The 24206-nt window shown below is 68.5% G+C and carries 19 protein-coding genes and 1 pseudogene; 13 read left to right on the top strand and 7 right to left on the bottom strand.

Annotated elements, in window-relative coordinates; translation table 11 throughout:
* Window positions 1-22 precede the first annotated feature (22 nt).
* Window positions 23-181 (bottom strand): annotated as a pseudogene (locus WS66_RS34600) (LysR family transcriptional regulator); the annotation flags it as partial.
* On the opposite strand from WS66_RS34600, the gene WS66_RS33980 reads away from it, so the two are divergent.
* Complete coding sequence (locus tag WS66_RS33980; protein WP_162499698.1) at window positions 114-275, top strand: hypothetical protein; 162 nt, start codon at window positions 114-116, stop codon at window positions 273-275. The pseudogene WS66_RS34600 and the gene WS66_RS33980 sit on opposite strands and share 68 nt — an antisense overlap.
* A 205-nt stretch (window positions 276-480) precedes the next feature.
* On the opposite strand, the gene WS66_RS32120 is transcribed toward WS66_RS33980, so the two are convergent.
* Window positions 481-1494, bottom strand: coding sequence for a LacI family DNA-binding transcriptional regulator (locus tag WS66_RS32120; RefSeq protein ID WP_059599648.1), 1014 nt, complete (start codon window positions 1492-1494; stop codon window positions 481-483).
* Between the two features lie 234 nt (window positions 1495-1728).
* Between WS66_RS32120 and WS66_RS32115 the strand changes: the two genes are divergently transcribed.
* The 6 genes from WS66_RS32115 to WS66_RS32090 all read left to right on the top strand — a co-directional run bounded on the left by WS66_RS32115 (window position 1729) and on the right by WS66_RS32090 (window position 9373).
* Window positions 1729-2883: an ABC transporter ATP-binding protein gene (locus tag WS66_RS32115; RefSeq protein WP_059599647.1), complete on the top strand. Its 1155-nt coding sequence runs from the start codon at window positions 1729-1731 to the stop codon at window positions 2881-2883.
* 63 nt (window positions 2884-2946) lie between these two features.
* Complete coding sequence (locus tag WS66_RS32110; RefSeq protein ID WP_059599646.1) at window positions 2947-4185, top strand: ABC transporter substrate-binding protein; 1239 nt, start codon at window positions 2947-2949, stop codon at window positions 4183-4185.
* A gap of 97 nt (window positions 4186-4282) precedes the next feature.
* Window positions 4283-5200, top strand: a complete 918-nt coding sequence (locus WS66_RS32105; protein ID WP_059599645.1) for a carbohydrate ABC transporter permease — start codon at window positions 4283-4285, stop codon at window positions 5198-5200.
* 11 nt (window positions 5201-5211) lie between these two features.
* Window positions 5212-6063: a carbohydrate ABC transporter permease gene (locus tag WS66_RS32100; RefSeq protein WP_059599644.1), complete on the top strand. Its 852-nt coding sequence runs from the start codon at window positions 5212-5214 to the stop codon at window positions 6061-6063.
* A gap of 36 nt (window positions 6064-6099) precedes the next feature.
* Window positions 6100-8070, top strand: coding sequence for a beta-galactosidase (locus tag WS66_RS32095; protein ID WP_059599643.1), 1971 nt, complete (start codon window positions 6100-6102; stop codon window positions 8068-8070).
* Window positions 8071-8074: 4 nt separating this feature from the next.
* The gene (locus WS66_RS32090; RefSeq protein WP_059599710.1) at window positions 8075-9373 is read left to right on the top strand and encodes a sugar efflux transporter; all 1299 of its coding nucleotides are present in this window, start codon (window positions 8075-8077) and stop codon (window positions 9371-9373) included.
* A gap of 44 nt (window positions 9374-9417) precedes the next feature.
* Here WS66_RS32090 and WS66_RS32085 read toward each other — a convergent pair whose 3' ends face one another.
* The 3 genes from WS66_RS32085 to WS66_RS32075 form a co-directional block, all read right to left on the bottom strand.
* On the bottom strand, window positions 9418-10578 hold the full coding sequence (locus WS66_RS32085; protein ID WP_059599709.1) for a glycoside hydrolase family 53 protein: 1161 nt from the start codon (window positions 10576-10578) through the stop codon (window positions 9418-9420).
* Between the two features lie 170 nt (window positions 10579-10748).
* Entirely contained in the window at window positions 10749-11837 is a 1089-nt protein-coding gene (locus tag WS66_RS32080; RefSeq protein ID WP_059599642.1) for an aldose epimerase family protein, read from the bottom strand.
* A 27-nt stretch (window positions 11838-11864) separates the two neighbouring features.
* Window positions 11865-13058 (bottom strand): XylR family transcriptional regulator, encoded by a 1194-nt coding sequence (locus WS66_RS32075; protein ID WP_059599641.1) that lies wholly within the window; start codon window positions 13056-13058, stop codon window positions 11865-11867.
* Between the two features lie 266 nt (window positions 13059-13324).
* Between WS66_RS32075 and xylA the strand changes: the two genes are divergently transcribed.
* From xylA to WS66_RS32045, 5 genes are all read left to right on the top strand, one after another.
* Entirely contained in the window at window positions 13325-14647 is a 1323-nt protein-coding gene (xylA, locus tag WS66_RS32065; RefSeq protein WP_059599708.1) for a xylose isomerase, read from the top strand.
* A 4-nt stretch (window positions 14648-14651) separates the two neighbouring features.
* Window positions 14652-16130, top strand: a complete 1479-nt coding sequence (gene xylB, locus WS66_RS32060; protein WP_059599640.1) for a xylulokinase — start codon at window positions 14652-14654, stop codon at window positions 16128-16130.
* Between the two features lie 109 nt (window positions 16131-16239).
* Window positions 16240-17268, top strand: a complete 1029-nt coding sequence (xylF, locus tag WS66_RS32055) for a D-xylose ABC transporter substrate-binding protein (protein ID WP_059599639.1) — start codon at window positions 16240-16242, stop codon at window positions 17266-17268.
* A 73-nt stretch (window positions 17269-17341) separates the two neighbouring features.
* Window positions 17342-18901, top strand: a complete 1560-nt coding sequence (gene xylG, locus WS66_RS32050; protein WP_059599638.1) for a D-xylose ABC transporter ATP-binding protein — start codon at window positions 17342-17344, stop codon at window positions 18899-18901.
* Window positions 18898-20097 (top strand): sugar ABC transporter permease, encoded by a 1200-nt coding sequence (locus WS66_RS32045; protein WP_059599637.1) that lies wholly within the window; start codon window positions 18898-18900, stop codon window positions 20095-20097. The genes xylG and WS66_RS32045 overlap by 4 nt, the downstream gene beginning before the upstream one ends.
* Before the next feature lie 58 nt (window positions 20098-20155).
* Here the strand turns inward: WS66_RS32045 and WS66_RS32040 are convergent, their stop codons facing one another.
* Complete coding sequence (locus tag WS66_RS32040; protein WP_059599636.1) at window positions 20156-21058, bottom strand: LysR family transcriptional regulator; 903 nt, start codon at window positions 21056-21058, stop codon at window positions 20156-20158.
* Between the two features lie 99 nt (window positions 21059-21157).
* Between WS66_RS32040 and WS66_RS32035 the strand changes: the two genes are divergently transcribed.
* Window positions 21158-22033: an aldo/keto reductase family oxidoreductase gene (locus WS66_RS32035; RefSeq protein WP_059599635.1), complete on the top strand. Its 876-nt coding sequence runs from the start codon at window positions 21158-21160 to the stop codon at window positions 22031-22033.
* A gap of 60 nt (window positions 22034-22093) precedes the next feature.
* Here the strand turns inward: WS66_RS32035 and WS66_RS32030 are convergent, their stop codons facing one another.
* Window positions 22094-24193 carry an acetate--CoA ligase family protein gene (locus WS66_RS32030; RefSeq protein ID WP_059599634.1) on the bottom strand — a complete coding sequence of 700 codons (2100 nt, stop codon included), beginning with the start codon at window positions 24191-24193 and terminating at the stop codon, window positions 22094-22096.
* Window positions 24194-24206: the final 13 nt, after the last annotated feature.

The raw sequence follows: 24206 nt of genomic DNA, 5'->3' as shown, positions 1-24206 counted from the left end.
CGTGCGCCTGCCCGGCACACCGTCAGATCAGCAACTTGCGTGTGCGGAACGGCGCAAGGTCCTCGTTGCGCGCCGACCGCGCATGCCGACGGATCACCCGCAGCAGGCAGTCGATGAAGCAGCGCGCGGCGCCGCTAAGCGTGCTGCTGCGGCGCGTGACGATGCCGAGTTCGCTCGGCTCGTCGCTCGACCGGGCATATGTCACGGGGGCTGCTGATCTGTCGTCGACGGCGAAGCAACTGATGGTGCATGCGGGGATTCGGCACGAGTTCTGACCGGATTGGAATCGAAGACGGGACGGGCGGCCGGCTTGGCGTCACCCGCTCGCACAATTGGCGGATCCCGGCAACGTCAGCGACCATGCGCCGTACGGCAACCTGTCGTGGAAGTTCTGAGCGGGGAGCGGCAGCCATTTATGCTGACACGCGAATGCGTGAACGGCCGGCCGGAGCGCGACGTCGACGCAGCGCGCTCCGTGCGTCAACCCGGCGCCACCCCCGTCGATTCCCGCACCACGAGCTCCGGGGCCCCGATCGTATGCACGGCGGCAGCGGGCTCGACGCCGTCGATCATGTCGAGCGTCAGCGCGATCGCCCGCGCGGCGATCTGCGACGTCGGAAACCGCACCGTCGTCAGCGCGGGGCGGAACTGGTGGGCGAGCTGGATATCGGTCATGCCGACCACCGACAGATCGGCCGGCACGCGCAGCCCGAGATCGGCGGCTGCCTGCATCGCGCCGATCGCCATCAGGTCATTGGTCGCGAACAGCGCGGTGAGGCCCGGCTTCTCCCGCAGCAGCGCGGCGGCCGCTTCGTAGCCACCTTCGATCGAATCGTGAGCCGACACCGTCGTCAACGCCTCCGCCGGATGGCCGCATGCCGCGAGTTCGTCCGCGAACCCGCGCAAGCGCACCGATTGCGGACCGCCCGAGCCCTTGCCGACGAGCGCGCCGAACGCGCGATGCCGCAGCCCGGACAGATGCGCGGCTGCCAGCGCGCCCGCCGCCGCGAAATCGACGGTGACGCACGGCAGCGTGCGCGACGCATGCACGTGCTCCCACATGCACAGCACGATTGACGCGCCGTGGCGTGCGATGTCGGCGAGTTCGGCTTCCGCGAGGTCGGTGTTCATCACGATCGCGCCGGCGGCAAGCGTGCCGGCGATCCGCTCGAGGTAGTTGCGCGTGATCGCCGGATCGTCGTCGGTATTCGACACCAGCAGGTAATGGCCGCGCTTGCGTGCCTCGCGCTCGGCTGCCAGCACGAATTCCGGATAGAACGGGTTCGTGATGTTCGACAGCATCAACGCAAGCGTGGACGTGCGGCCCTCGGCCAGTGCCCGCGCGGTCAGGTTAGGCCGGTAGCCGAGCTCGCGGATCGCCGCCATTACGCGCTCGACGGTCGCCGGCTTCACCTTCTGCGGATTGCGCAACACGTTCGAGACGGTCGCCGCGGTGACGTTCGCGCGCCGCGCGACTTGCGCGAGCGTCACCATGCGCGGCCTCGGGCCGGGCGGGCAATGCTGCACGAGGGACGGGAAGCGAGGGAGTGTCTGCTCATATTCTGGGAGTGCGTCCCACAAGTTGCACAAGGACAAGCGATACGCTAATTTCTCGACACATCAGATCAAGGAGACGACATGGTACGGCGAACAGGGCGAATTGCACCACCGGAATTTAAGCGGTTAAATTTCTCGTCCCGAAGCGCCTGACCAGGAAAGGAGAGCGCGATGACCGCCATTTCATTGAAGGACGTCTCGAAGCGCTACGGCGACCATGCGCCGGTGCTGCGCGACGTGAACCTCGAGATCGCGTCGCACGAGTTCTGCGTGTTTCTCGGTCCGTCGGGTTGTGGCAAGTCCACGCTGTTGCGGATGATCGCCGGGCTCGAGGACGTGACCGAAGGCGAGTTGCGGATCGGCGGCGCGCGCATGAACGACACGCCGCCCGCCGAGCGCGGTGTCGCGATGGTGTTCCAGAGCTATGCGCTGTTTCCGCACATGACCGTGTTCGACAACATCGGTTTCGGCCTGCGCATCGCCGGCACGCCGAAGGACGAGATCCGGCGCCGCGTGACCGAGGCCGCGCGTGTCCTGCAACTCGATGCGCTGCTCGATCGCAAGCCGAAGGCGTTGTCCGGCGGCCAGCGACAGCGCGTCGCGATCGGCCGCGCGATCGTGCGCGAGCCGCGCGTGTTCCTGTTCGACGAGCCGCTGTCGAATCTCGACGCGACGCTGCGCGGCCAGACGCGCGTCGAAATCGCCCGCCTGCATGCACGCTTCACGCAATCGAGTTCCGTCTACGTGACGCATGACCAGATCGAGGCGATGACGCTTGCCGACCGGATCGTGCTGCTGCATGCGGGCGACGACGTCGCACGCTTCGGCAGCATCGCGCAGGCCGGCGCGCCGCTCGAGCTGTATCACCGGCCGGCCAACCGTTTCGTCGCGGGCTTTATCGGCTCGCCGCGGATGAACTTCCTGCCGGCGGTCGTCGAGGCGGCCGATGCGCATGGCTGCCGGCTGCGGCTCGAGGGCACCGGCGAAACACTGACGCTGCGCGATCGCCCGCTGCCGCGCCACATCGGCAGCGGCGCGCGCGTGACGCTCGGGATTCGTCCCGAGCATCTGACGGTCGCCGCGTCGGGCGATGCCGACCCGCCCACGATCGTCCGCGACATCGCGCTCGTCGAGCAACTCGGCGAAGCCGCCTACGTGCATCTCGACCAGCCCGGCGGCGTGCCGCTGCTCGCGAAACTGCCCGGCCAGGCCGCGATGCGGCGCGGCGAGCGGCATGCGTTCCACGTGCCGTCGTCGCGCTGTCACCTGTTCGACGAGGCCGGCATCGCGTTGCCGGCCATCCACGCCGAAGCGGCGTTCGCATAGCGGCGCAATGCCGACCCGCCGCGCGCGACGCGGCACCTATCACACCAATACTAGGAGACAACGATGAAACTTCGTGCGAGCCGACTGATGCTTGCCCTGACGACTGCCGCCGCGCTCGCCGCGGGGACGGCCGACGCGGGCACGCTCAAGGTGAACGTCGCCGCGCGCGGCAACCAGCGCGCGACGTGGCAAGCCGTGTTCGACCAGTTCCACAAGGCGAATCCGGACGTCGACCTGAAGGTCAGCTACGTCGGCGAGGAGGCGTACAAGGTGCAGATGTCCGGCTGGCTCGCGACCGATCCGCCCGACGTGCTGAGCTGGAACAACGGCGAGCGGCTCGCGTATTTCGCGAAGCGCGGGCTGATCGAGGACCTGAGCGCGGACTGGCAGAAGAACGGCTGGAACGACACGTATGCGGCCGTCAAGCAGTCGTCGACCTACGGCGGCAAGCTTTACAGTTTGCCGCTCGGCTATGACGCGTATGGCCTCTTCTACCGCAAGGACCTGTTCGAGAAGGCCGGCATTCACGGTGAGCCGGCCGATTGGGCGCAGTTTCTGGATGCGTGCCGCAAGCTGAAGGCGGCCGGTATCGCGCCGATCGCGGTGGCCGCGCGCGATGCTTGGACGCTGGCCGCGTGGTTCGACTACCTCGACTTGCGGATCAACGGCTACGCATTCCACCAGAAGCTGATGGCCGGCGACGTCGCCTACACCGATCCGCGCGTGCGGGCCGTGTACGCGGCATGGAAGAAGCTGATCGACGACAAGTATTTCATCGACAACGCCCTGTCCTACGACGTCGATTCGCTGAGCCCGCTGATCGTCAACGGCCAGGCCGCGATGACGCTGATGGGCACCTGGTATTCGGCGGGTCTCTTGAGCGCGACGCGCAACCCGATCAGTTTCTTCCGCTTCCCGGTGATCGACGCGTCGGTGCCGCTTGCCGAGGACGGCCCGGTCAACGTGATGATCGTGCCGGCGAAGGCGCGCAACAAGGCGGATGCGCGTCGCCTGCTCGCGTTCATGGGGCAACCGGCGGTCAACGGTGAGTTCGCGAAGGGGATGGGGCAACTGCCGTCGAACAACAAGGCGCCCGAGCCGCAGGACCCGATCTCGAAGATCGGCTTCCGCACGCTCGCGACCACGCCGGGCGGCATCGCGCAGTTCTACGACCGCGACATGACGAAGGAAATGGCGGACGAGGGGATGAAGGCGATGCAGCAGTTCCTGTCCGACCCGACGCAGCTCGATGCGATCCTGCAGCGCCTCGAGCAGACCCGCAAGCGCATCTACCGGAAGTAACGCGCCGCGCGGCCGGGCCGGCCACGCCGGCCCGGCGTGTCGTTGCCACCGTCGCGTCCGTTTCGTCAGTTACGTCCGTCTCGTCGAAGGTAATCTCATGTCAACCAGCCTGTCCGAAAGCACCGTGCGCCGCGCAGCCGGCCCGCGGCGGCATGCGCGTGCGTCGCTGGCGCGCCGCCGCAACCGCGCGGCCCTGCTGTTCGTGCTGCCGGGTTTCGCGCTCTTCACCGTGTTCGTGCTGTATCCGATCGTCAGCAGCATCTGGCTGAGCTTCCATCACTGGGACGGGATGACGCCGATGACGTACGCGGGGCTCGACAACTACCGCGAGCTGCTGCAGTCCGACACGTTCTACGTCGCGCTGAAGAACAACGTGCTGTGGCTCGTGCTGTTCCTCGCCGCACCGCCGCTCGGCCTTGCGCTCGCGCTGTACCTGAACCAGAACGTGTTCGGGATCCGGCTCGTGAAGTCGCTGTTCTTCGCGCCGTTCGTGTTGCCGGGCGTCGTCGTCGGCCTGGTGTTCTCGTGGTTCTACGACCCGACGTTCGGGCTGCTGAAGCTGATCGTCGGGCACGGGATCCCGGTGCTCGGCGATCCGCGTTATGCGACCTTCGGCGTGATCGCCGCCGCACTATGGCCGCAGATTCCGTTCTGCATGATCCTCTACCTGACCGGGCTCACGGGCATCAACGGCGAGATCGTCGAGGCGGCGCGCATGGAGGGCGCGCGCGGCTTCACGCTGCTGTGGCACGTGATCCTGCCGCAGTTGCGGCCCGCGACCTTCATGGCAGTGGTGCTGACCGTGATCGGCGCGCTGCGCAGCTTCGACCTGATTTCCGTGATGACGGGCGGCGGCCCGTTCGACAGTTCCACCGTGCTCGCGTACTTCATGGTCGATCAGGCGATCAAGTACTACCGCGAAGGCTATTCGGCCGCGATCGCGGTCGTGCTGTTCGCGATCATGCTCGTCTATATCGTGTGGCAGCTACGCAAGCTGGTGCGCGTCGAATCATAAGGATCACGAAAATGTATCCGATGCCCGTGTCCCGCTGGGGACGTCCCGCCCGCTGGCTGTACCGGCTGTCGCTGCCGTGCGCGCTGGCGCTGTGGCTCGTGCCGCTGCTCGCGGTGCTCGTCACGTCGGTCCGCTCGACCGACGAGATCATGGCCGGTCATTACTGGGACTGGCCGAAGCAGTTCGCGCTGCTCGACAACTACGGCGCTGCGCTCACGCAGACGCCGATGCTGCATTACTTCTCGAACAGCATCCTGATCACGGTGCCGTCCGTCGCCGCATCGATCCTGCTCGCGTCGCTCGCGGGGCACGCGCTCGCGAACTACCGGTTTCGCGGCAATCTCGTGCTGCTCGGGCTGTTCGTCGCCGGCAACTTCGTGCCGATCCAGATCCTGATGATCCCGGTGCGACAGATCATGCTCGGCGTCGGCCTCTACAACACCGTGTGGGCGCTCGTGCTGTTTCATACCGCGTTCCAGACCGGCTTCTGCACGCTGTTCCTGCGCAACTTCATCCGCGAGCTGCCGTTCGAGCTGATCGAGGCCGCGCGCGTCGAAGGCGCGTCCGAGTGGGCGATCTACTGGCGCGTCGTGCTGCCGCTCGTGCGGCCGGCGCTCGCCGCCCTCGCGATCCTCGTGTTCACGTTCGTGTGGAACGACTACTTCTGGGCGCTGTGCCTCACGCAAGGCGACGACGCCGCGCCGATCACGGTCGGCGTCGCCGCGCTCAAGGGGCAGTGGACGACCGCATGGAACATCGTGTCGGCCGGCTCGGTGCTCGCCGCGCTGCCGTCGGTGCTGATGTTCTTCGCGATGCAGAAGCACTTCGTCGCGGGGCTCACGTTCGGCGCGACGAAAGGCTGATCCGTCACATCCATTTTCTTCTGCAAGGAACCCACGATGCACCTCGGCGTTTGCTACTACCCCGAACACTGGCCGCGCGAACAATGGGCCCGCGATGCGCGGCGGATGGCCGAACTGGGCCTGACCCGCGTGCGGATCGCCGAATTCGCGTGGAGCCGGATGGAGCCGGAGCCGGGCCGCTACGACTGGGCGTGGCTCGACGAAGCGATCGACACGCTTGCCAGCCAGCAGCTGAAGATCGTGCTCGGCACGCCGACCGCCGCGCCGCCGAAGTGGCTCGTCGATCGCCATCCGGAGATCCTGCCCGTCGGCGCGGACGGCGCGGTGCGGCAGTTCGGTTCGCGCCGCCATTACGACATCGCGAGCCCCGTGTATCGTGAGCACTGCGTGCGCATCGCGGACGCAATGGCACGACGCTACGGTGCGCATCCGGCGGTCATCGCATGGCAGACCGACAACGAGCTCGGCTGTCACAACACGCTGCCGAGCTATACGCGCGCGGCGCGCGAAGGCTTTCGCGCGTGGCTCGCGGTGCGCTACGGCGACATCGGCGCGCTGAACCGCGCGTGGGGCAACGTATTCTGGAGCATGGAGTATCGCGGTTTCGACGAGATCGAACTGCCGCGCCATACGCCGACCGATGCGAATCCCGCGCATCTGCTCGACTTCCGCTGCTATCAGTCGGACGAGGTCGCGCGGTTCCACGCCGTGCAGGTCGATGCGATCCGTCCGCACGCGCCGGGCCGCGACGTGCTGCACAACTTCATGGGATTTTTTACCGAGTTCGATCACTATGCGTTCGCGCATGGCGGCCTCGACGTCGCCGCGTGGGACAGCTACCCGGTGCCGCGCACCGAAGTGCTGCCGCTCGACGAAGCGGACAAGCGACGCTGGGCACGTACTGGCCACCCGGACGTGTCGGCGTTCTCGCACGACCTGTATCGCGGCGTCGGCAACGGGCGGATGTGGGTGATGGAGCAACAGGCGGGGCCCGTGAACTGGGGGCCGTACAACCCGGTGCCGCATGCCGGTGCGGTGCGGCTGTGGACGTGGGAAGCGTTCGCGCATGGCGCGGAACTCGTGTCGTATTTCCGCTGGCGACAGTATCCGCATGCACAGGAGCAACTGCACTCGGGACTGAATGCGCCGGACGACCGGCTGTCGCCGGGCGGCGACGAAGTGGCGCGCGTCGCGCGCGAACTGGCCGCGCTGGATCTCGGGCTCGTCACCGGCACGCATGAGCCCGCACGCGTCGCGCTGCTGTTCGATTACGCGGCCGACTGGATGATCCGGATCCAGCCGCACAGCGCCGACTTCGACTACCAGCAGCACGCGTTCGACTGGTATCGCGCGTTGCGCGAACTGGGGCTCGACGTCGATATCGTCGCGGCCGATGCCGACGTGTCGCGTTATGCACTCGTCGTCGCGCCGACGCTGCCGGATGTGCCGGATCGTGTCGTCGAGCAGGCGGCGTGCGGAGACGCGCACTGGCTGTTCGGGCCGCGCACGGGCTCGCGCACGGCGGAATTCGCAATCGCGCCGGGCCTCGCACCTGGCAAGCTGCGCAACGTGCTGCCGGTGCGAATCGGCCAGGTCGAGTCGCTGCGGCCGTCGCTCACACCGCGCGTCACGTTCGACGGCATCGATGGCCATGCGCTGAAATGGCGCGATCACGTCGATATGGAATCGGCGACCGGCATCGACGTGCTTGCTGCCTGCGACGACGGCGTGCCCGCGCTCGTGCGGCGCGGCCGCGTGACGATGGCGACCGCCTGCTTCGACCACGCGCTGTTGCGTGCGATCGTCGCCCGCTGCGCGCGCGACGCCGGACTGCCGGTCCGCGCGTTGCCGGATGGCGTGCGCTTGCGCCGGCGCGGGCGTCTCGTGTTCGCGCTCAACTATGGCGACGCGCCATGCACGCTGCCGGCGCCGGACCGTGCGCGCTTCGTGCTCGGCGGCCCCGAACTCGGCGCGGTCGACGTCGCCGCATGGGTCGAGCCGGACTGACGCGATGCAGTCGCCGCGGTCGCTACGGTCGCATTTCGCGCGCCTCGCCGGGATCGCGCATTTCTTGCCGCTGTCCGCCGCCGCGCTGATGCTCGGCGTCGCGATGTCCTTTACGGCGCCGTACCTGTCGCTGTTCGGCGTGGAGGCGGCGGGGATGTCGCCGTTTCTCGCGGGCATCTTCATGACGCTGATCGCGGCGAGCGGTGTCGTCGCGAGCACGTGGGCCGGGCGCTGGTCGGATCGCCGCGACCGGCACAGGCCGTTGCTCGTGGTGTCGCTCGCGGCGGCCGCGCTCGGTTTCGCGCTGCTGTGCGTGCTGCGCGCGCACGGGCCGGTGATCGCGGCCGGCACGATCCTGCTCGGTGCGGGGGCCGTGTCGCTGTCGCAGATCTTCGCGTTCGCGCGTGCGGTGCTGCCGGTCGACGACGATGCGCAGCGCGATCTCGCGTCGGCGGCGCTGCGCACGATGCTGTCGGTTGCATGGGTGTTCGGTCCCGCGCTCGGCGCGCTGATCCTCGCGCAGACGGGTTTTGTCGGGCTTTTTCTCGCTGCTTCAGTGGGCTTCGTCGCATGCGCGGCGATCATCGCGCGGATTCCGGAGCCCGCGCGGCGGCCGGCGGCGGCTCATGTGCGCGCAGTGGACCATGCTGCGCCGCTGTCCGCCGAGGCACCGGCGGAGATCGTCGTCGCACCGCGCGCAAGCGTGCGGCGCACCCTCGTCGCGCTCACGCTGATGGGGCTCGCGGCGAACGCGACGATGATCGTGCTGCCGCTGTACATCGTGCGCGGGCTCGGCGGATCACCGGGCAACGTGTCTGCCGCGCTGGGTCTCGCCGCGTTGCTCGAGATCCCGATGATGCTTTGGCTCGGCATCCGGTCGACGCGGCTCGACAAGGCGCGCTGGCTGACCGCGTGCGCGGCCGTGCATGCGGCGTATTTCATCGGACTCGCGGCGGTGACGCGGGTGGACATGATCCTGCCGCTACAACTGCTGAGCGCTTGCGTGGTCGCGATTACGTCGTGCCTCGGCATGACGCGCGTGTGCGACCTGATGCCGACGCGTCCCGGCACCGCGACCGCGATGTTCTTCAGCACCGCGCGCGTCGGTTCGATCGCATCGGGCGTGCTGTCGGGCGCGTGCGTCGACCTGTTCGGTTATCGCGCGACGTGCGCGGGGTGCTGCGTGCTCGCGCTCGTCGCATTCGCGCTGCTCGCGCGGGACGCCCACGGCGAACGGGGCGGTGCGCGTGGCGCAGGCGACGCGACGGCATCTGCCCGAGGCCGCTTCGATGCACCGCACTGACGCGGGATGCGTCGGTGCGGTGATGCGGTGACGACGCGAATGCGTCAGCGCTGGCGATACGCGTCGAGCGACGACAGCGCGTTGCCGTGGAAGTCGAACAACGTGTTGTTGTCCCATTGATCGCCGGCGCCGAGCTTCCAGCCGACACCCGGCGTCGGGATCCATTCCGGTTCCCACCAGAACACGCCCTTGCCGCGATTGCCCGGCACGCCCTTCACGATATCGACGACCGCTGCGAGGAACTGCGCCTGGCCAGCCGGCGACGGCGGGAACGCGGTCGAGCCGGTGTTCGTCATCGCGTTCGGTTCCGAGTCGCCGTCGCTGGTGGTCCATGGATACGCGGTCTCGACGACGATCAGTTCCTTGTCGTATCGCACCGCGAGGTCATTCGCGTTGTTGCGCAGGTCGTCGAGCGAGCCTTGCCACTGCGGGTAGTACGACAGGCCGATCACGTCGAACGCGACACCGCGCTGCGTCGCGCTGTCGAACCACCAGCGGCTTTTCGCGTTGTCGCCGCCGCTGTCGATGTGCAGCATCACCTTGATGCGCGGATCGACGGCCTTCACCGCATCGCGGCCCGTCTTCAGCAGCTGCGCGAGGTTGTCCCACTGGTCGTAGCGGCCGAGCGGCCACAGCATGCCGCCCGTGATCTCGTTGCCGATCTGCACCCACTCCGGCCGCACGCCGGCGCGCTGCAGTTGGCGCAGCACGTCCGTCGTATAGGCCGACAGCAGCGCGCACGTTTCGGCGAGATTCTTGCCGGCCCACGCATGCGGCGGGTATTGTTTGCCGGGGTCGGCCCACCAGTCGCTGTAGTGGAAATCGATCAGGATACGCATCCCGAGCGCGGCCGCGCGTTTCGCGAGTGCGATGACATGGGCCGCGTTGTTGTAGCCGGCCGCATCGCTCTGGTTGGCCGGGAAGAATGCCGGATTGCCGGGATCGTTCCACACCTTGATGCGGATCGAGTCGACGCCGTGCGCGTGCAGGACCTTCAGGCAGTCGGTCGGGCGGCCGTGGTCGAAGTACCGCGCGCCGTGCGCCTCGAGCTCCGGCAGCGTCGACACGTCGGCGCCCATCGCGAACGGGATGCCACCCGCCGCGCGCGCGACGCCTTGCGCGACGGCCGGCAGCGCGCCGGCCAGGTCGACGCATGCGAGCGCCGCGGTCGAGACACTCCAGCGCAACATCGATCGTCTGTTCATCGTCATCCTCCAGTATCGGGCCCGGTCGATCGATCGCAGGATCGCGGGCTTCATCGGTTTAAGCGCTTAAATTTCAACCTCGATGCGAGGCCGGATCGAGCGTAGCGCAGCCGTCGATGCCGATGCAAAGAACGCGTGCGTTGCCTACTATCTGGCGACCGGCATGTCCGCTACCCGCGCACCCCGACCCGATACCGGGTCGTCTGGCGATAGGCGTTGCCCGGATGAAGGATGGTTTCGTCGCGCAGTGCATCCATGTTGACCTGGTTCGGATAGAACCCGGCTTCGACGCACAGCGCCGCATGTCGCACGCACGGCATGCCGCCGGCCACGCGCACGCCATCCAGATAATTGCCCGTATAAAGCTGCAACCCGCGCTGATCCGTCGACACGGCAAGTTCCCGACCGCTTTCCGGATCGTAGATCGACGCGACGGGCCGCACGTTGCGTTCATGGTCGCGCAGCACGTAGCAGTGGTCGAACCCGCGCCCGCGCGTGAGCTGCGCATGCGGCCAGTCGAGGCGAGCGCCGATCGGCGCGCTCTGCCGGAAATCGAACGCGCTGCCCGTCACGTCTGCGGTGCCGGTCGGGATCAGCGCATCGTCCACTTCGACGAACGCGTCGGCGTGGATCTGCAGCAGGTGGCCGCGCACGTCGCTGCCCGCGCGTCCGCTCAGGTTGAAGTAGCTGTGATTCGTCAGGTTCAGCGGCGTCGGCGCGTCGGTCACGCCCACATAGTCGATCGTCAGCGTGCCGTCGTCGTCGAGCGTGTAGCGCACCTGCACGCTCACGTTGCCGGGGAAGCCCGCATCGCCTTCCGGCGAATCGAGCCGCAGCGTCAGTCCGCCGCGGTCGTCGACCACGTCCCAGCGCGCGCGGTGAAAGCCGCTCGCGCCGCCGTGCAGCAGGTTGCCGTTCTCGTTGCGGTCGAGCGTGTAGTCGATGCCGTCGAGCGTGAAGCGCGCGTTCGCGATCCGGTTCGCCCAGCGGCCGACCGTCGCGCCGAGGTACGCGCCCGATTCGACGTACTCGGCAGGCGTGTCGTGCGCCAGCACGATATCGGCGAAGCGCCCGGTGCGGTCGGGGGCGAGCCACGACACGACGGTCGCGCCGAGATCGCTGATGACGACGCGCATGCCGTGCGCGTTGCGCAGCGTGTAGCGCCGCACCGGATCGCCGCCGGGCAGCGCGCCCCACGGCTCGGACGGAATGCGGCCGACATCGGCTGACGGGCGGGAAGAGTCGGTATCGATATGCATGAGTGGGTTCGCTCGTGGGCGGTGAATTCAGTGAGCCGCCGCCGCGCGTTCCTGGTATTCGCGCGGGGTGCAGCCGAGTTCGCGGCGGAACACCGCGTACATGTATTGCAACGACGTGAAGCCGCAACGGATCGCGACTTCCGCGCTCGACGCATTGCGGCCCGCGAGCAACGCCTGCGCGGCCTCGAGCTTGTGACGCAGGATTTCCTGGTGCACGGTGCGCTGCAGTTCGCGCCGGAAGTGCTCTTCGAGCAGCGAGCGCGACACGCCGACATAGTCGGCGACCTGTTCGGTCTTGATCCCCTGGCATGCGTACTGCCGGATGAAGTGCCGCGCGCGCATCACGTGCGGGCTTGCGAGCGGCTGATGGCGCGTCGACTCGAGCACGTTGATGCCGACCGGCGGCACGAGGATGCGCTGCCCGGGAAACCTGGCGCCGCGCAGCATCCGGTGCAGCAGGTGCGCGGCGGTGCGGCCCATTTCCTCGGTGCCCTGGATCACAGACGACAACGGAATGCGCGTCAGCGTGCGCGTGAGCGGATCGTTGTCGATGCCGATGATCGCGACCTGTTCCGGCACCGCGATGCCGGCGAGCAGGCACGCCTGCAGCAGATGCCGCGCGCGCGCATCCGTGACCGCGATCACGCCGACGGGCTTCGGCAGCGCATGCAGCCAGCCGATCAACTCCTCGATCGCGTGATTCCAGCCCGATGCGCTCGTCGACACGCCGCGGTAGATCGGCGCGTCGAGCCCGTCCGCGCGCGCGAGCCGGTCGAACGCGAGCTCACGCTGCTGCGCCCAGCGGTTCTCCTGCGCGACCGGCAGGCTGTACATCGCGAAATGCGCGAGCCCCGCGCCGATCAGGTGCGTGTAGGCGAGCGACACGAGCTTCGGGTTGTCCGTCGCAATATATGGGACACCGTCCGGGTACTGCGCCGGATCCTCGTAAGACGAGCCGACCGCGACGATCGGCAGCGGCGAACCGGCGAGCGCGTCGGCGACGGCCGGATCGTCGAAGTCCGCGATGATGCCGTCGCCGTCGAAGCGTTCGATGCCGGCGAGCCGGCAGCGGAAGTCGTCTTCGAGGAACAGGTCCCACACGACGCGCGTCGTGTGCAGGTACTGGCCGATGCCGCTGATGATCTCGCGGTCGTAGACCTTGTTCGCGTTGAACAGCAGCGCGATGCGGTGCGGTGTCTGGGCGGAAGAGGCACGGGTCATGTCGGTCTCGGGGCGGGCGCCGCTCGGGCGTCTCGCCGTTGTCTCCGGGGCGCGCGGGCGGTGCCGCGCGGTTCTCTGGTGTCCGGCGATTGTAGGACGGAACGCACGCCGCGCGCAGCGGCTGGCAAGAAACGTTAAGCGTGCTGCGCAATTTCGCAATTGCCGGCCGGCAGGCGCGCGGGCACGATCCAGCCAACCGGATTCGGCCGCGTGCGTCGTCGTCGCGACGCGCGTTGCGCTGCACCAAGACCCAGCACGGAGACGCCATGTCGTATTTCGAACACATTCCCGCGATTCGCTACGAAGGTCCGCAGTCGGACAACCCGCTGGCGTACCACTATTACGACCCCGAGAAGCGCGTGCTCGGCAAGACGCTCGCCGAGCATCTGCGGATTGCCGTGTGCTACTGGCACACCTTCGTCTGGCCGGGGCACGACATCTTCGGGCAGGGCGCGTTCCAGCGGCCGTGGCAGCAGCCTGGCGACGCGCTCGAACGTGCGCGAATGAAGGCCGACGCGGCATTCGAGTTCTTCACGAAGCTCGGCACGCCTTTCTATACGTTCCACGACACCGACGTCGCACCGGAGGGCGATAGCCTGCGCGAGTACGCAGCCAATTTCGCGCGGATGGTCGACTATCTCGGCGAGCGCCAGCAGGCGAGCGGCGTGCGGCTGCTGTGGGGCACGGCGAACCTGTTCTCGCACCCGCGCTTCGCGGCTGGCGCCGCGACGAATCCGAACCCCGACGTGTTCGCGTGGGCCGCGACCCAGGTGTGCCACGCGCTCGACGCGACACACCGGCTCGGTGGCGAGAACTACGTGCTGTGGGGCGGCCGCGAAGGGTACGAGACGCTGCTCAATACCGACCTGAAGCGCGAGCGCGAGCAGTTCGCGCGTTTCCTGTCGATGGTCGTCGAGCACAAGCACCGGATCGGCTTCAAGGGTGCGCTGCTGATCGAGCCAAAACCGCAGGAGCCGACCAAGCACCAGTACGACTACGACGTCGCGACCGTGCACGGATTTCTGGTGCAGTACGGACTGCAGAACGAGATTCGCGTGAACATCGAGGCGAACCATGCGACGCTCGCCGGCCACTCGTTCCATCACGAGATCGCGAACGCGTTCGCACTCGGCGTGTTCGGCAGCGTCGACGCAAACCGCGGCGATCAGCAGAACGGTTGGGACACCGACCAGTTCCCGAACAGCGTCGAGGAACTGACGCTTGCGTTCTACGAGATCCTGCGCCACGGCGGCTTCACGACCGGCGGGATGAACTTCGACGCGAAGGTGAGGCGCCAGAGCATCGATGCGGAAGACCTGTTCTACGGCCACGTCGGCGCGATCGACGTGCTCGCGCTCGCGCTCGAACGTGCGGCCGTGCTGGTCGAGAACGACCGGCTCGATGCGCTGCGCCGGCAGCGCTACGCGCAGTGGGACGACGCGTTCGGCCGCAAGATCCTGTCGGGCGGCTATACGCTGCAGTCGCTCGCGGACGACGCGCTCGCGCGCGGCGTGGACCCGCGGCATGCGAGCGGCGCGCAGGAGCGGCTGGAGAACATCGTGAACCAGGCGATCTACGGCCTGCGCTGACGCCATGTATATCGGACTCGATCTCGGTACGTCGGGCGTGAAAGCGGTGCTGCTCGACCGCGACGGCGCGGTGCGGGCGAGCGCGAGTCGCCCGCTGACGGTGAGCCGGCCGCGGCCGCGCTGGTCCGAACAGGCGCCGCGCGACTGGTGGGACGCCGCGTGCGGCGCACTGGCCGCGCTCGTCGATGAGGCACGCGCGGGCGGCATCGATCCGCGCGCCATCGACGCGCTGGGACTGACCGGGCAGATGCACGGCGCGACGCTGCTCGATGCGCAGGGCGACGTGCTGCGTCCCGCGATCCTGTGGAACGACGGCCGCGCGGATGCGGAGTGCGCGGAACTCGAGCGGCTCGCACCCGCGCTGCGCGCGGTGACAGGCAATATCGCGATGCCGGGCTTCACCGCGCCGAAGCTGCTGTGGGTGCGCCGCCACGAGCCCGACGTGTTCGCGCGCATCGCACACGTGCTGCTGCCGAAGGATTACCTGCGCTACCGGCTGACCGGCGCGTTCGCGACCGATCCGTCGGATGCCGCCGGTACGCTCTGGCTCGACGTCGCGAAGCGCGACTACGACGACACGCTGCTCGCCGCGTGCGGGCTGTCGCGCACGCAGATGCCGGCCGTGTTCGAGGGCAACCGCGTAACGGGCACGCTGCTGCCGGCCGTCGCGCGCGCGCTCGGGCTGCGCGAGATTCCGGTGGTGGCCGGCGGCGGCGACAACGCGGCCGGCGCGGTGGGTGTCGGGATCGTGCGGCCCGGTGACGCGTTGCTGTCGCTCGGCACGTCGGGTGTCTATTTCGCGGTGTCGGACGGGTTTCGCGCGAACCCCGAATCGGCGGTGCACAGCTTTTGCCACGCGCTGCCCGATACATGGCATCTGATGTCGGTGATGCTGAACGCGGCCGGCTGCATCGACTTCACCGCGCAACTGGCCGGTTACGACGGCGTCGCGGCGCTGCTCGCCGATGCCGAGGCGAACGCGCGCGCCAGCCGCCCGTGGTTCCTGCCTTACCTGAGCGGCGAGCGCACGCCGCACAACGACGTCAATGCGAAGGGCGTGTTCTACGGGCTCACGCCGGATACGCAGCGCGCGGATCTCGCGAACGCAACGCTCGAAGGCGTCGGCTTCGCGTTGCTCGACGGCATCGATGCGCTGCATGCGGCCGGACTGGCGCCCGACGGCATCACGGTGATCGGCGGCGGCTCGCGCAGCGCGTACTGGACGCAGATGCTCGCCGACGTGAGCGGACGCGCGCTGACGTTGCGCGCGGGCGGCGAGGTCGGCCCGGCGCTCGGTGCCGCACGGCTCGCGCATCTCGCGCTCGAACCGGATGCGTCGCTCGACGATGTGTGCCCGCAGCCGCCGATCGTCGCGGTGCGCGAGCCCGATCCCGCGCGACACGCGTGGTATCGCGATGCGCGGCGGCCGACGTTTCGCGCGCTTTACCGCGCGCTCGAACCTGTGTTTGCAACGGGCGCGTGAGCGGCGCTTCGCCGGTGCGATCCCGTGCTTTGCAGTGACTCGATGCGGGCGGCGCATTCCCGCGGCCGCCCGGTGTTCGTGAGGTTGTCCAATAACAAGGAGTGGAGACATGAAATCCGTGACGCGCCGTACCGTATTGAGTTCCCTTGCCGGCGCAGCAGCGCTGGCGCTCTTCGCGCTCGGCGCTCCGCTCGCGCATGCGAGCAAGGACAAGCCCGAGATCGGCTTCTGCATCGACGACCTGCGCGTCGAGCGCTGGTCGCGCGATCGCGATTATTTCGTCGCGGCCGCGACGAAGCTCGGCGCGAAGGTGTCGGTGCAGTCGGCCGACGCGAGCGAGGAGCGACAGATTTCCCAGATAGAGAACCTGATTTCGCGCGGCGTCGACGTGATCGTGATCGTGCCGTTCAATTCGAAGACGCTCGGCAACGTCGTCGCCGAAGCGAGGAAGGCCGGCATCAAGGTCGTGTCGTACGACCGTCTGATCCTCGATGCCGACGTCGACGCGTACATCTCGTTCGACAACGAGAAGGTCGGCGAACTGCAGGCGAAGGGCGTGTTCGACGCGAAGCCGAAGGGTAACTATTTCCTGCTCGGCGGCGCGCCGACCGACAACAACGCGAAGATGCTGCGCGAGGGCCAGTTGAAGGTGCTGAAGCCGGCGATCGATCGCGGCGACATCAAGGTCGTCGGCCAGCAGTGGGTGCCCGAATGGAGCGCATCGACCGCACTGCGCATCGTCGAGGATGCGCTCACCGCGAACAACAACCGGATCGACGCGATCGTCGCGTCGAACGACGGCACCGCGGGCGGCGCGATCCAGGCACTCGCCGCGCAGCACCTGGCCGGCAAGGTGCCGGTGTCCGGGCAGGATGCGGACCTCGCGGCGGTCAGGCGCGTGATCGCCGGCACGCAGACGATGACCGTCTACAAGCCGCTGAAGCTGATCGCGAGCGAAGCCGCGAAGCTTGCGGTCGATCTCGCGAAGGGCACGAAGCCCGCGTTCAACGCGCAGTACGACAACGGGAAGAAGAAGGTCGACACGGTGCTGCTGCAGCCCACGCTGCTGACCAAGCGCAACGTCGACGTCGTCGTGAAGGACGGCTTCTATACCCAGGCCCAGCTCGCGAGCCAATAACGGCACGACGGGCAGGATGCATGTGGCCGGCCAGGTGCGGCCGGCCGCGTGCTCACTGCGAGGCAATGAACGTATGACCGAACCCTTGCTGACGATGCGCGGCATCGTCAAGGCATTCGACGGCGTCAAGGCGCTCGACGGAATCGATCTGACCGTGCGCCCCGGCGAGTGCGTCGGGCTGTGCGGCGAGAACGGCGCCGGCAAGTCGACGCTGATGAAGGTGCTGTCGGGCGTCTACCCGCACGGCACGTGGGATGGTGAGATCCGCTGGGAAGGCGCGCCGCTCGTCGCGTCCGGCGTGCGCGACACTGAACGCGCGGGCATCGTGATCATCCACCAGGAACTGATGCTGGTGCCCGAGCTGTCGGTCGCCGAGAACATCTTCCTCGGCAACGAGATCACGCTGCCCGGCGGGCGCATGCACTACGCGGAGATGGTGCGGCGTTCCGAGGCGCTGCTGCGCGAGCTGCGGATCGACGCGATCAACGTCGCGCAGCCGGTGATGAACTACGGCGGAGGCCACCAGCAGCTGATCGAGATCGCGAAGGCGCTGAACAAGCGCGCGAAGCTGCTGATCCTCGACGAGCCGTCGTCGTCGCTGAGCGCCGCCGAGACGCGCATCCTGCTCGACATCGTGCGCGACCTGAAGCGCCGCGGCGTCGCGTGCGTGTACATCTCGCACAAGCTCGACGAAGTCGACGCGGTGTGCGACACCGTGACCGTGATCCGCGACGGCCGCCACGTCGCGACCGAGCCGATGCGCGGAATGACCACCGACCGGATCATCGCGATGATGGTTGGCCGCGAGATCCGCAACCTGTATCCGCGCGAGCCGCACGAGATCGGCGACGTCGTGCTGGACGCGCGCAACGTGACCTGTCACGACGTGGCGAACCCGCGCCGAAAGCGCGTCGACGACGTGTCGTTCAGCGTGCGGCGCGGCGAGATCCTCGGCGTCGCCGGGCTTGTCGGCGCCGGCCGCACCGAGCTGATGCAGGCGATCTTCGGCGCGTATCCGGGCGCGAGCACGGCGACCGTGCGGATGAACGGCCGGCCGCTCGCGATCCGCTCGCCGGCCGATGCGATTCGCGCGGGCATCGCGATGGTGCCCGAGGACCGCAAGCGTCACGGGATCGTGCCGCAGCTTGGCGTCGGCCACAACATCACGTTGTCGGTGCTGCGCCGTTTCGCCGCCCACGGGCGGATCGACGCGGCCGCCGAACTCGACGCGATCCGCACCGAGATGCAGCGTCTGTCGGTGCGCGCCGCGCATCCGTTCCTGCCGATCGCGAGCCTGTCCGGCGGCAACCAGCAGAAGGCCGTGCTCGCCAGGATGCTGCTGGCCGATCCGCAGGTGCTGATCCTCGACGAGCCGACGCGCGGCGTCGACGTCGGCGCGAAGGCGGAAATCTACCGGCTGATCTTTGCGCTCGCGAAACGCGGCGTCGCGCTGATCGTCGTGTCGTCCGAGCTGCCGGAAGTGCTCGGGCTCGCCGATCGTGTGCTCGTGATCGGCGAAGGCGAGCTGCGTGGCGATTTCGTCAATGACGGTCTCACGCAGGAACAGATCCTCGGCGCCGCGCTGAAATCCGCGCGGCAGCCGGCCGAACCCATTGCAGCGAGTGCCCCATGAATACCGAACTGTCCTCCTCCACCGCCGTGCCGCCGGACGCCGACGCGCGCCGCACGCACGGCCACCCGCTGCGCCAGGTCTTCGTGCGCTACAAGGTGCTCGCGCTGCTGTTCGCGGTCGCGGCAATCTGGGTGTTTTTCTCGGTGCTGACCGACGGTGCGTTCATCACGCCGCGCAACGTGTCGAACCTGCTGCGGCAGATGTCGATCACCGGGATGCTCGCGTGCGGCATGGTGTTCGTGATCATCGCGGGCGAGATCGACCTGTCGGTCGGATCGCTGCTCGGGCTGCTCGGCGGTGTCGCGGCGATCCTCGACGTCAATCGCCACTGGCCCGTGGCCGCGACGGTGCCGGCCGTGCTCGCGCTCGGCGTGCTGGTCGGATTGTTCAACGGCTGGTGGTCGACCTACCGGCGCGTGCCGTCGTTCATCGTCGGGCTGGGCGGGATGCTCGCGTTCCGCGGCATCCTGCTCGGCGTGACGGGCGGCTCGACGATCGCGCCGGTGTCCGACGGCTTCGTGTTCATCGGGCAGGGTTATCTGCCGCGCGCGGCCGGCGACGGGCTCGCGGTCCTGCTGTTCGCGCTCGTCGCGCTGCTGGTCTTCCGGCAGCGCGGTACGCGGCACCGTTACCGGCTTGCGGTCGTGCCGCTGTGGCAGGACGTCGCGAAAGTCGTCGGTGCCGGGGCCGTGCTGTTCGCGTTCGTCGCGACGCTCGATCGTTACGGCGGCATTCCCGTGCCCGTGCTGCTGCTGCTCGCGCTGCTCGGTGCGTTCTCGTGGATCGCGACGCAGACCGTGTTCGGCAGGCGCATCTATGCTGTGGGTTCGAACCTGGAAGCGACGCGGTTGTCGGGCGTCGACACCGATCGTGTGAAGCTCGCGATCTTCGCGCTGATGGGGCTGATGTGCGCGTTCGCGGGCATCGTCAACACCGCGCGGCTCGCGGCCGGCTCACCGTCGGCCGGCACGATGGGCGAGCTCGACGCGATCGCCGCGTGCTTCATCGGCGGCACGTCGATGCGCGGCGGGTCGGGCACCGTCTATGGCGCGCTGATCGGCGCGCTCGTGATGGCGAGCCTCGACAACGGGATGTCGATGCTCGACGTCGACGCGTACTGGCAGATGATCGTCAAGGGCGGGGTGTTGGTGCTGGCCGTGTGGATCGACGTGGTGTCGCGTTCGAACCGGCGGTGACGGGCGGTGCGGGCGCGATCGCCGCTGGCGGAGGCGCCGGGCAGCGGCGCACGCCGTTCTACCCGGCATCCGCCTTGACGAAATCGACGAACGCGCGCAGCGGAGCCGGTACGAAACGCCGCCCCGGGTAATACAGATACGGGCCCGAGAACGGTCGCCACCATTCGCCGAGCACAGGCTCGAGCGCGCCGCTCGCGAGGTGCGGACGCAGCCAGTCTTCGAAAAGATGCACGATGCCGAGCCCGGCGCAGGCGGCGTCCACGACTAGATCGACGGCGCCGCCGATCTGCACGACGAGCGGGCCCGACGGCTCCACGCGGACCACTTCGCCGTCGCGCTCGTACTCCCACGCCGGCATCGCGCCGCTCGCGAACCGGCCGCGCAGGCACGCGTGATCGAGCAGATCGCGTGGATGCGCCGGGCGGCCGCGGCGCGCGAGATAGGCGGGCGCCGCGGCGGTGGCGAAGCGTTGCGTACGCGGGCCGATGGGCACGGCGATCATGTCCTGTTCGAGGCGCTCGTCGTAACGTATGCCCGCGTCGCAGCCGGCCGCGAGGATATCGACGAAGTTTTCGTCGGCCACGACCTCGAGCCGGATCTCCGGATACGCGTCGAGAAAGCGCGGAACGATGGACGGCAGCACGAGCCGCGCCGCGCTCATCGGCACATTGAGCTTCAGCGTGCCGACCGGTCGCTCGCGGAACGTGTTCACCACGTCGAGCGCCGCCTCCACCTCGCTCAGTGCCGGCGCGAGCCGCGCGAGCAGGCGCTCCCCGGCTTCGGTCGGCGACACGCTGCGCGTCGTGCGGTGCAGCAGCCGCACGCCGAGCTGCGCCTCCAGCCGGCGCACCGCTTCGCTGAGACCGGATGCGCTCGCGCCGACCATGCGCGCACCTTCGCGAAAGCCCTTCGCCCGTGCCACCGCCACGAACGCGTTCAGATCGCCCAGATCGACTTGCATTGTTCGCCTTTTCGTACAGGTCGTGCAGATTATGACCGGTTATCGCGCAGCGCGACACGGCGTAACCTGCGGCGACGCATTCGATACAGGAGCACGATCATGTCCCCCATTGTTCAGTCCGGCACGTATTCCGTCGCGGGCCGACGGGTTCACCGCATCGGCTATGGCGCGATGCAACTGGCCGGCCCCGGCGTGTTCGGTCCGCCGAAGGATCGCGACGCGGCGCTCGCCGTCTTGCGTGAGGCCGTCGCATCGGGCGTCGACCACATCGACACGAGCGACTTTTACGGCCCGCATGTGACGAACCAGCTGATTCGCGAAGCGTTGCATCCGTATCGCGACGACCTGCTGATCGTGACCAAGGTCGGCGCGAAGCGCGGCGACGACGGTTCCTGGCTGCCGGCGTTTTCCGGTGAAGCGCTCGCCGCAGCCGTGCAAGACAACCTGCGCAACCTCGGTCTCGACGTGCTCGACGTGGTCAACCTGCGGATCATGTTCGACCCGCACGGCCCGGCAGAAGGCTCGATCGAGGCGCCGCTGTCCGCGCTGGCCGAACTGCAGCGGCAGGGCCTCGTGCGGCACATCGGGCTGAGCAACGTCACGGCCGCGCAGATCGCCGAAGGGCGGCGGATCTGCGACATCGTGTGCGTGCAGAACCATTACAACCTGGCGCACCGGGACGACGACGATCTCGTCGATGCGCTCGCGGGCGACGGCATCGCCTACGTCCCGTACTTTCCGCTCGGCGGCTTCAATCCGCTGCAGTCGTCCACGCTCGACGCGATCGCGGCCCGGCTCGGTGCGACGCCGATGCAGATCGCGCTCGCGTGGCTGCTGCAGCGCGCGCCGAACATCCTGCTGATTCCGGGGACGTCGTCCGTCGCGCATTTGCGCGAGAATCTCGCCGCCGGCGGGTTGGTGTTGCCGGAGGACGCCGTGCGCGAACTCGACGGTGTCGCGTCCGTTCGCGGTTGAGGCTGGCGCGTGACTCAGCGCGCCTGACCCAACGCTTGTGCCGCAGCGGCGCGCTCGCCGTCAGGCCAGCACGGCGACGCCGTCGGCTGCCCGCACGCCGTGGCCGGCATCGAGCACGAACAACGGATTGATTTCGGCTTCGACGAGCCGCGCGCCGAGCTGGCGCGCCATCCGCGAGAACGCGACGAGCGCGTCGGCGAGCGCGTCGACGTCCGCCTTCGGGCGGCCGCGATACCCGTCCAGCAACGGCCATGTGCGAAGCGCGCGGATCATGTCGAGCGCGTCGTCGCGCGACAGCGGCGCGTCCTCCGGCAGCATCCGCAACACCGTGTCGTTGAATATCTCCGCGGTCACGCCGCCCATCCCGAGCAGGATCGCGATGCCAAGCGGGTCGCGATGCAGGCCGACGATCATCTCGACGCCGCCCGCAATCATTTCCTGCACGAGGAACGCGTCCGGCGCAAACCCCGCGCCGGTCTCGACGTCGACACGCATGCGTCCGAGCCGTTCGCCGATCGCATCGGCATGCACACCGACCGCGACGCCGCCAATGTCGCTCTTGTGCGTGACGCGGTTCGACAGCAGTTTCAGCACCACGCGATCGCCGAGATGCCGTGCCGCCTGCTCGGCATCCGCGGCATTGCGCACGACGCACTCGCGCACGGGCGTCACGCCGAAGCGTGCGAACAGCGCCTTCGCCTGCGCTTCGTCGAGCGGCCCGCGCGGCAGGTCCGGCACGTCGATGCCGGTTGCCGCGCCAACCGCATCGAGCGTGGGCGCGGCCGCCCGCGCGCGCCAGAGGCCGGCGTCCCGCATCGCGACCATCGCGCTCGCGACGCTCTCGGGCGACACGAACGCCGGCACGCCGAGCCGGTTCATCGCATGCGTGACGGCCGGCGCATGCGGGCTCACGAACGCGACCACCGGCTTGTCGGTGCCGGGCAACGCATCGCGCACGGCGCCGGCCATCAGCTCGGGCATGCCGATGCTCGACGAACCGGCGATCACGGCAACTGCGTCGTATGAAGGGCTGGCCGCGAGCGTCTCGATCGCGCGGCGCAGCAGCTCGGGCTGCAGGCCGGCGAGCGTCACGTCGATCGGATTGCGGTCGAGCACCGCGTGATCGCCGGACTGCAGCGCGCGTAGCGCGGCAGCCGTGTCCGCATCGGGCGCCGGCGTGTCGAAGCCGGCCAGCCCCAGGTTGTCGGCGACGAGCGTGCCCGCGCCGCCGGTCGACGTGAGAATCGCGACGCGCGTGCCGCGCAGCGTGCGGCCGGCCGCGAAGGCGTTCGGCATGTCGAGCAGATCGCCGAACGTCTGCGCGCGAATCACGCCCGCGTCGCGGAACAGCGCGTCGTACATCCGGTCCTCGCCGGCGAGCGCGCCGGTGTGCGAGACGGCCGAGCGCGCGCCGGACTCCGATCGTCCGATCTTGTACACGACGATCGGCTTGCCCGCACGCGCCGCGTGGCGCGCGGCCGCGCGAAACCGCGCGGGATCGCGCAGCCCTTCGAGGTACAGCGCGATCACGGAGGTTGCATCGTCGTCGATGAAGTAATCGATGAAGTCGCTCACGTCGAGATCGACTTCGTTGCTGGTCGACACGAGCTTCGACAGGCCGATGCCGCGATCGGCGGCGCGCGACAGCAGCGCACCCAGAATGCCGCCGCTCTGCGACACGACGCTCACGCCGCCGACGGCGAAGCCGTCGGTGTCCAGCGCGCCGCTCGCGGACAACGTGACGCGATCCGTGAGGTTGACGACGCCGATCGTGTTCGGCCCGAGCACCCGCATCGAGCCGGCCGCTTCCTTCAGTTGCGCCTGGCGGCGTGCACCGGCTTCGCCGGTTTCGGCGTAGCCGCTCGCGAGCACGATCGCGGCGGCGGTCCCGCGTTTCGCAAGCGCCTCGACCGCGAGGTGCGCGCGCTCGGCGCCGAGCAGCACGATGCCGACGTCGGGTGCGTGCGGCAGCGCTTCGACGTCCTCGTAGCAGCGCAGGCCGGCAATCGACGGATAGCGCGGATTGACCGGGTAGATGTCTCCCCCGAACCCGTGTTTTTGCAAGTAGGCGATGGGTCGGCCGGCGGTCTTCGCGGGATCGGCGGACGCGCCGATGACGGCGACGCGGGCCGGCCGCATCAATTTTTCGATGGCGTTCATCGGAGGCTCCTGT

The sequence above is a fragment of the Burkholderia sp. LA-2-3-30-S1-D2 genome (assembly GCF_001523915.2).
GTDB lineage: Bacteria > Pseudomonadota > Gammaproteobacteria > Burkholderiales > Burkholderiaceae > Burkholderia > Burkholderia diffusa.
Note: the sequence above shows the minus strand (reverse complement) of the source record. Positions and strands in the feature narration are given on the sequence as shown.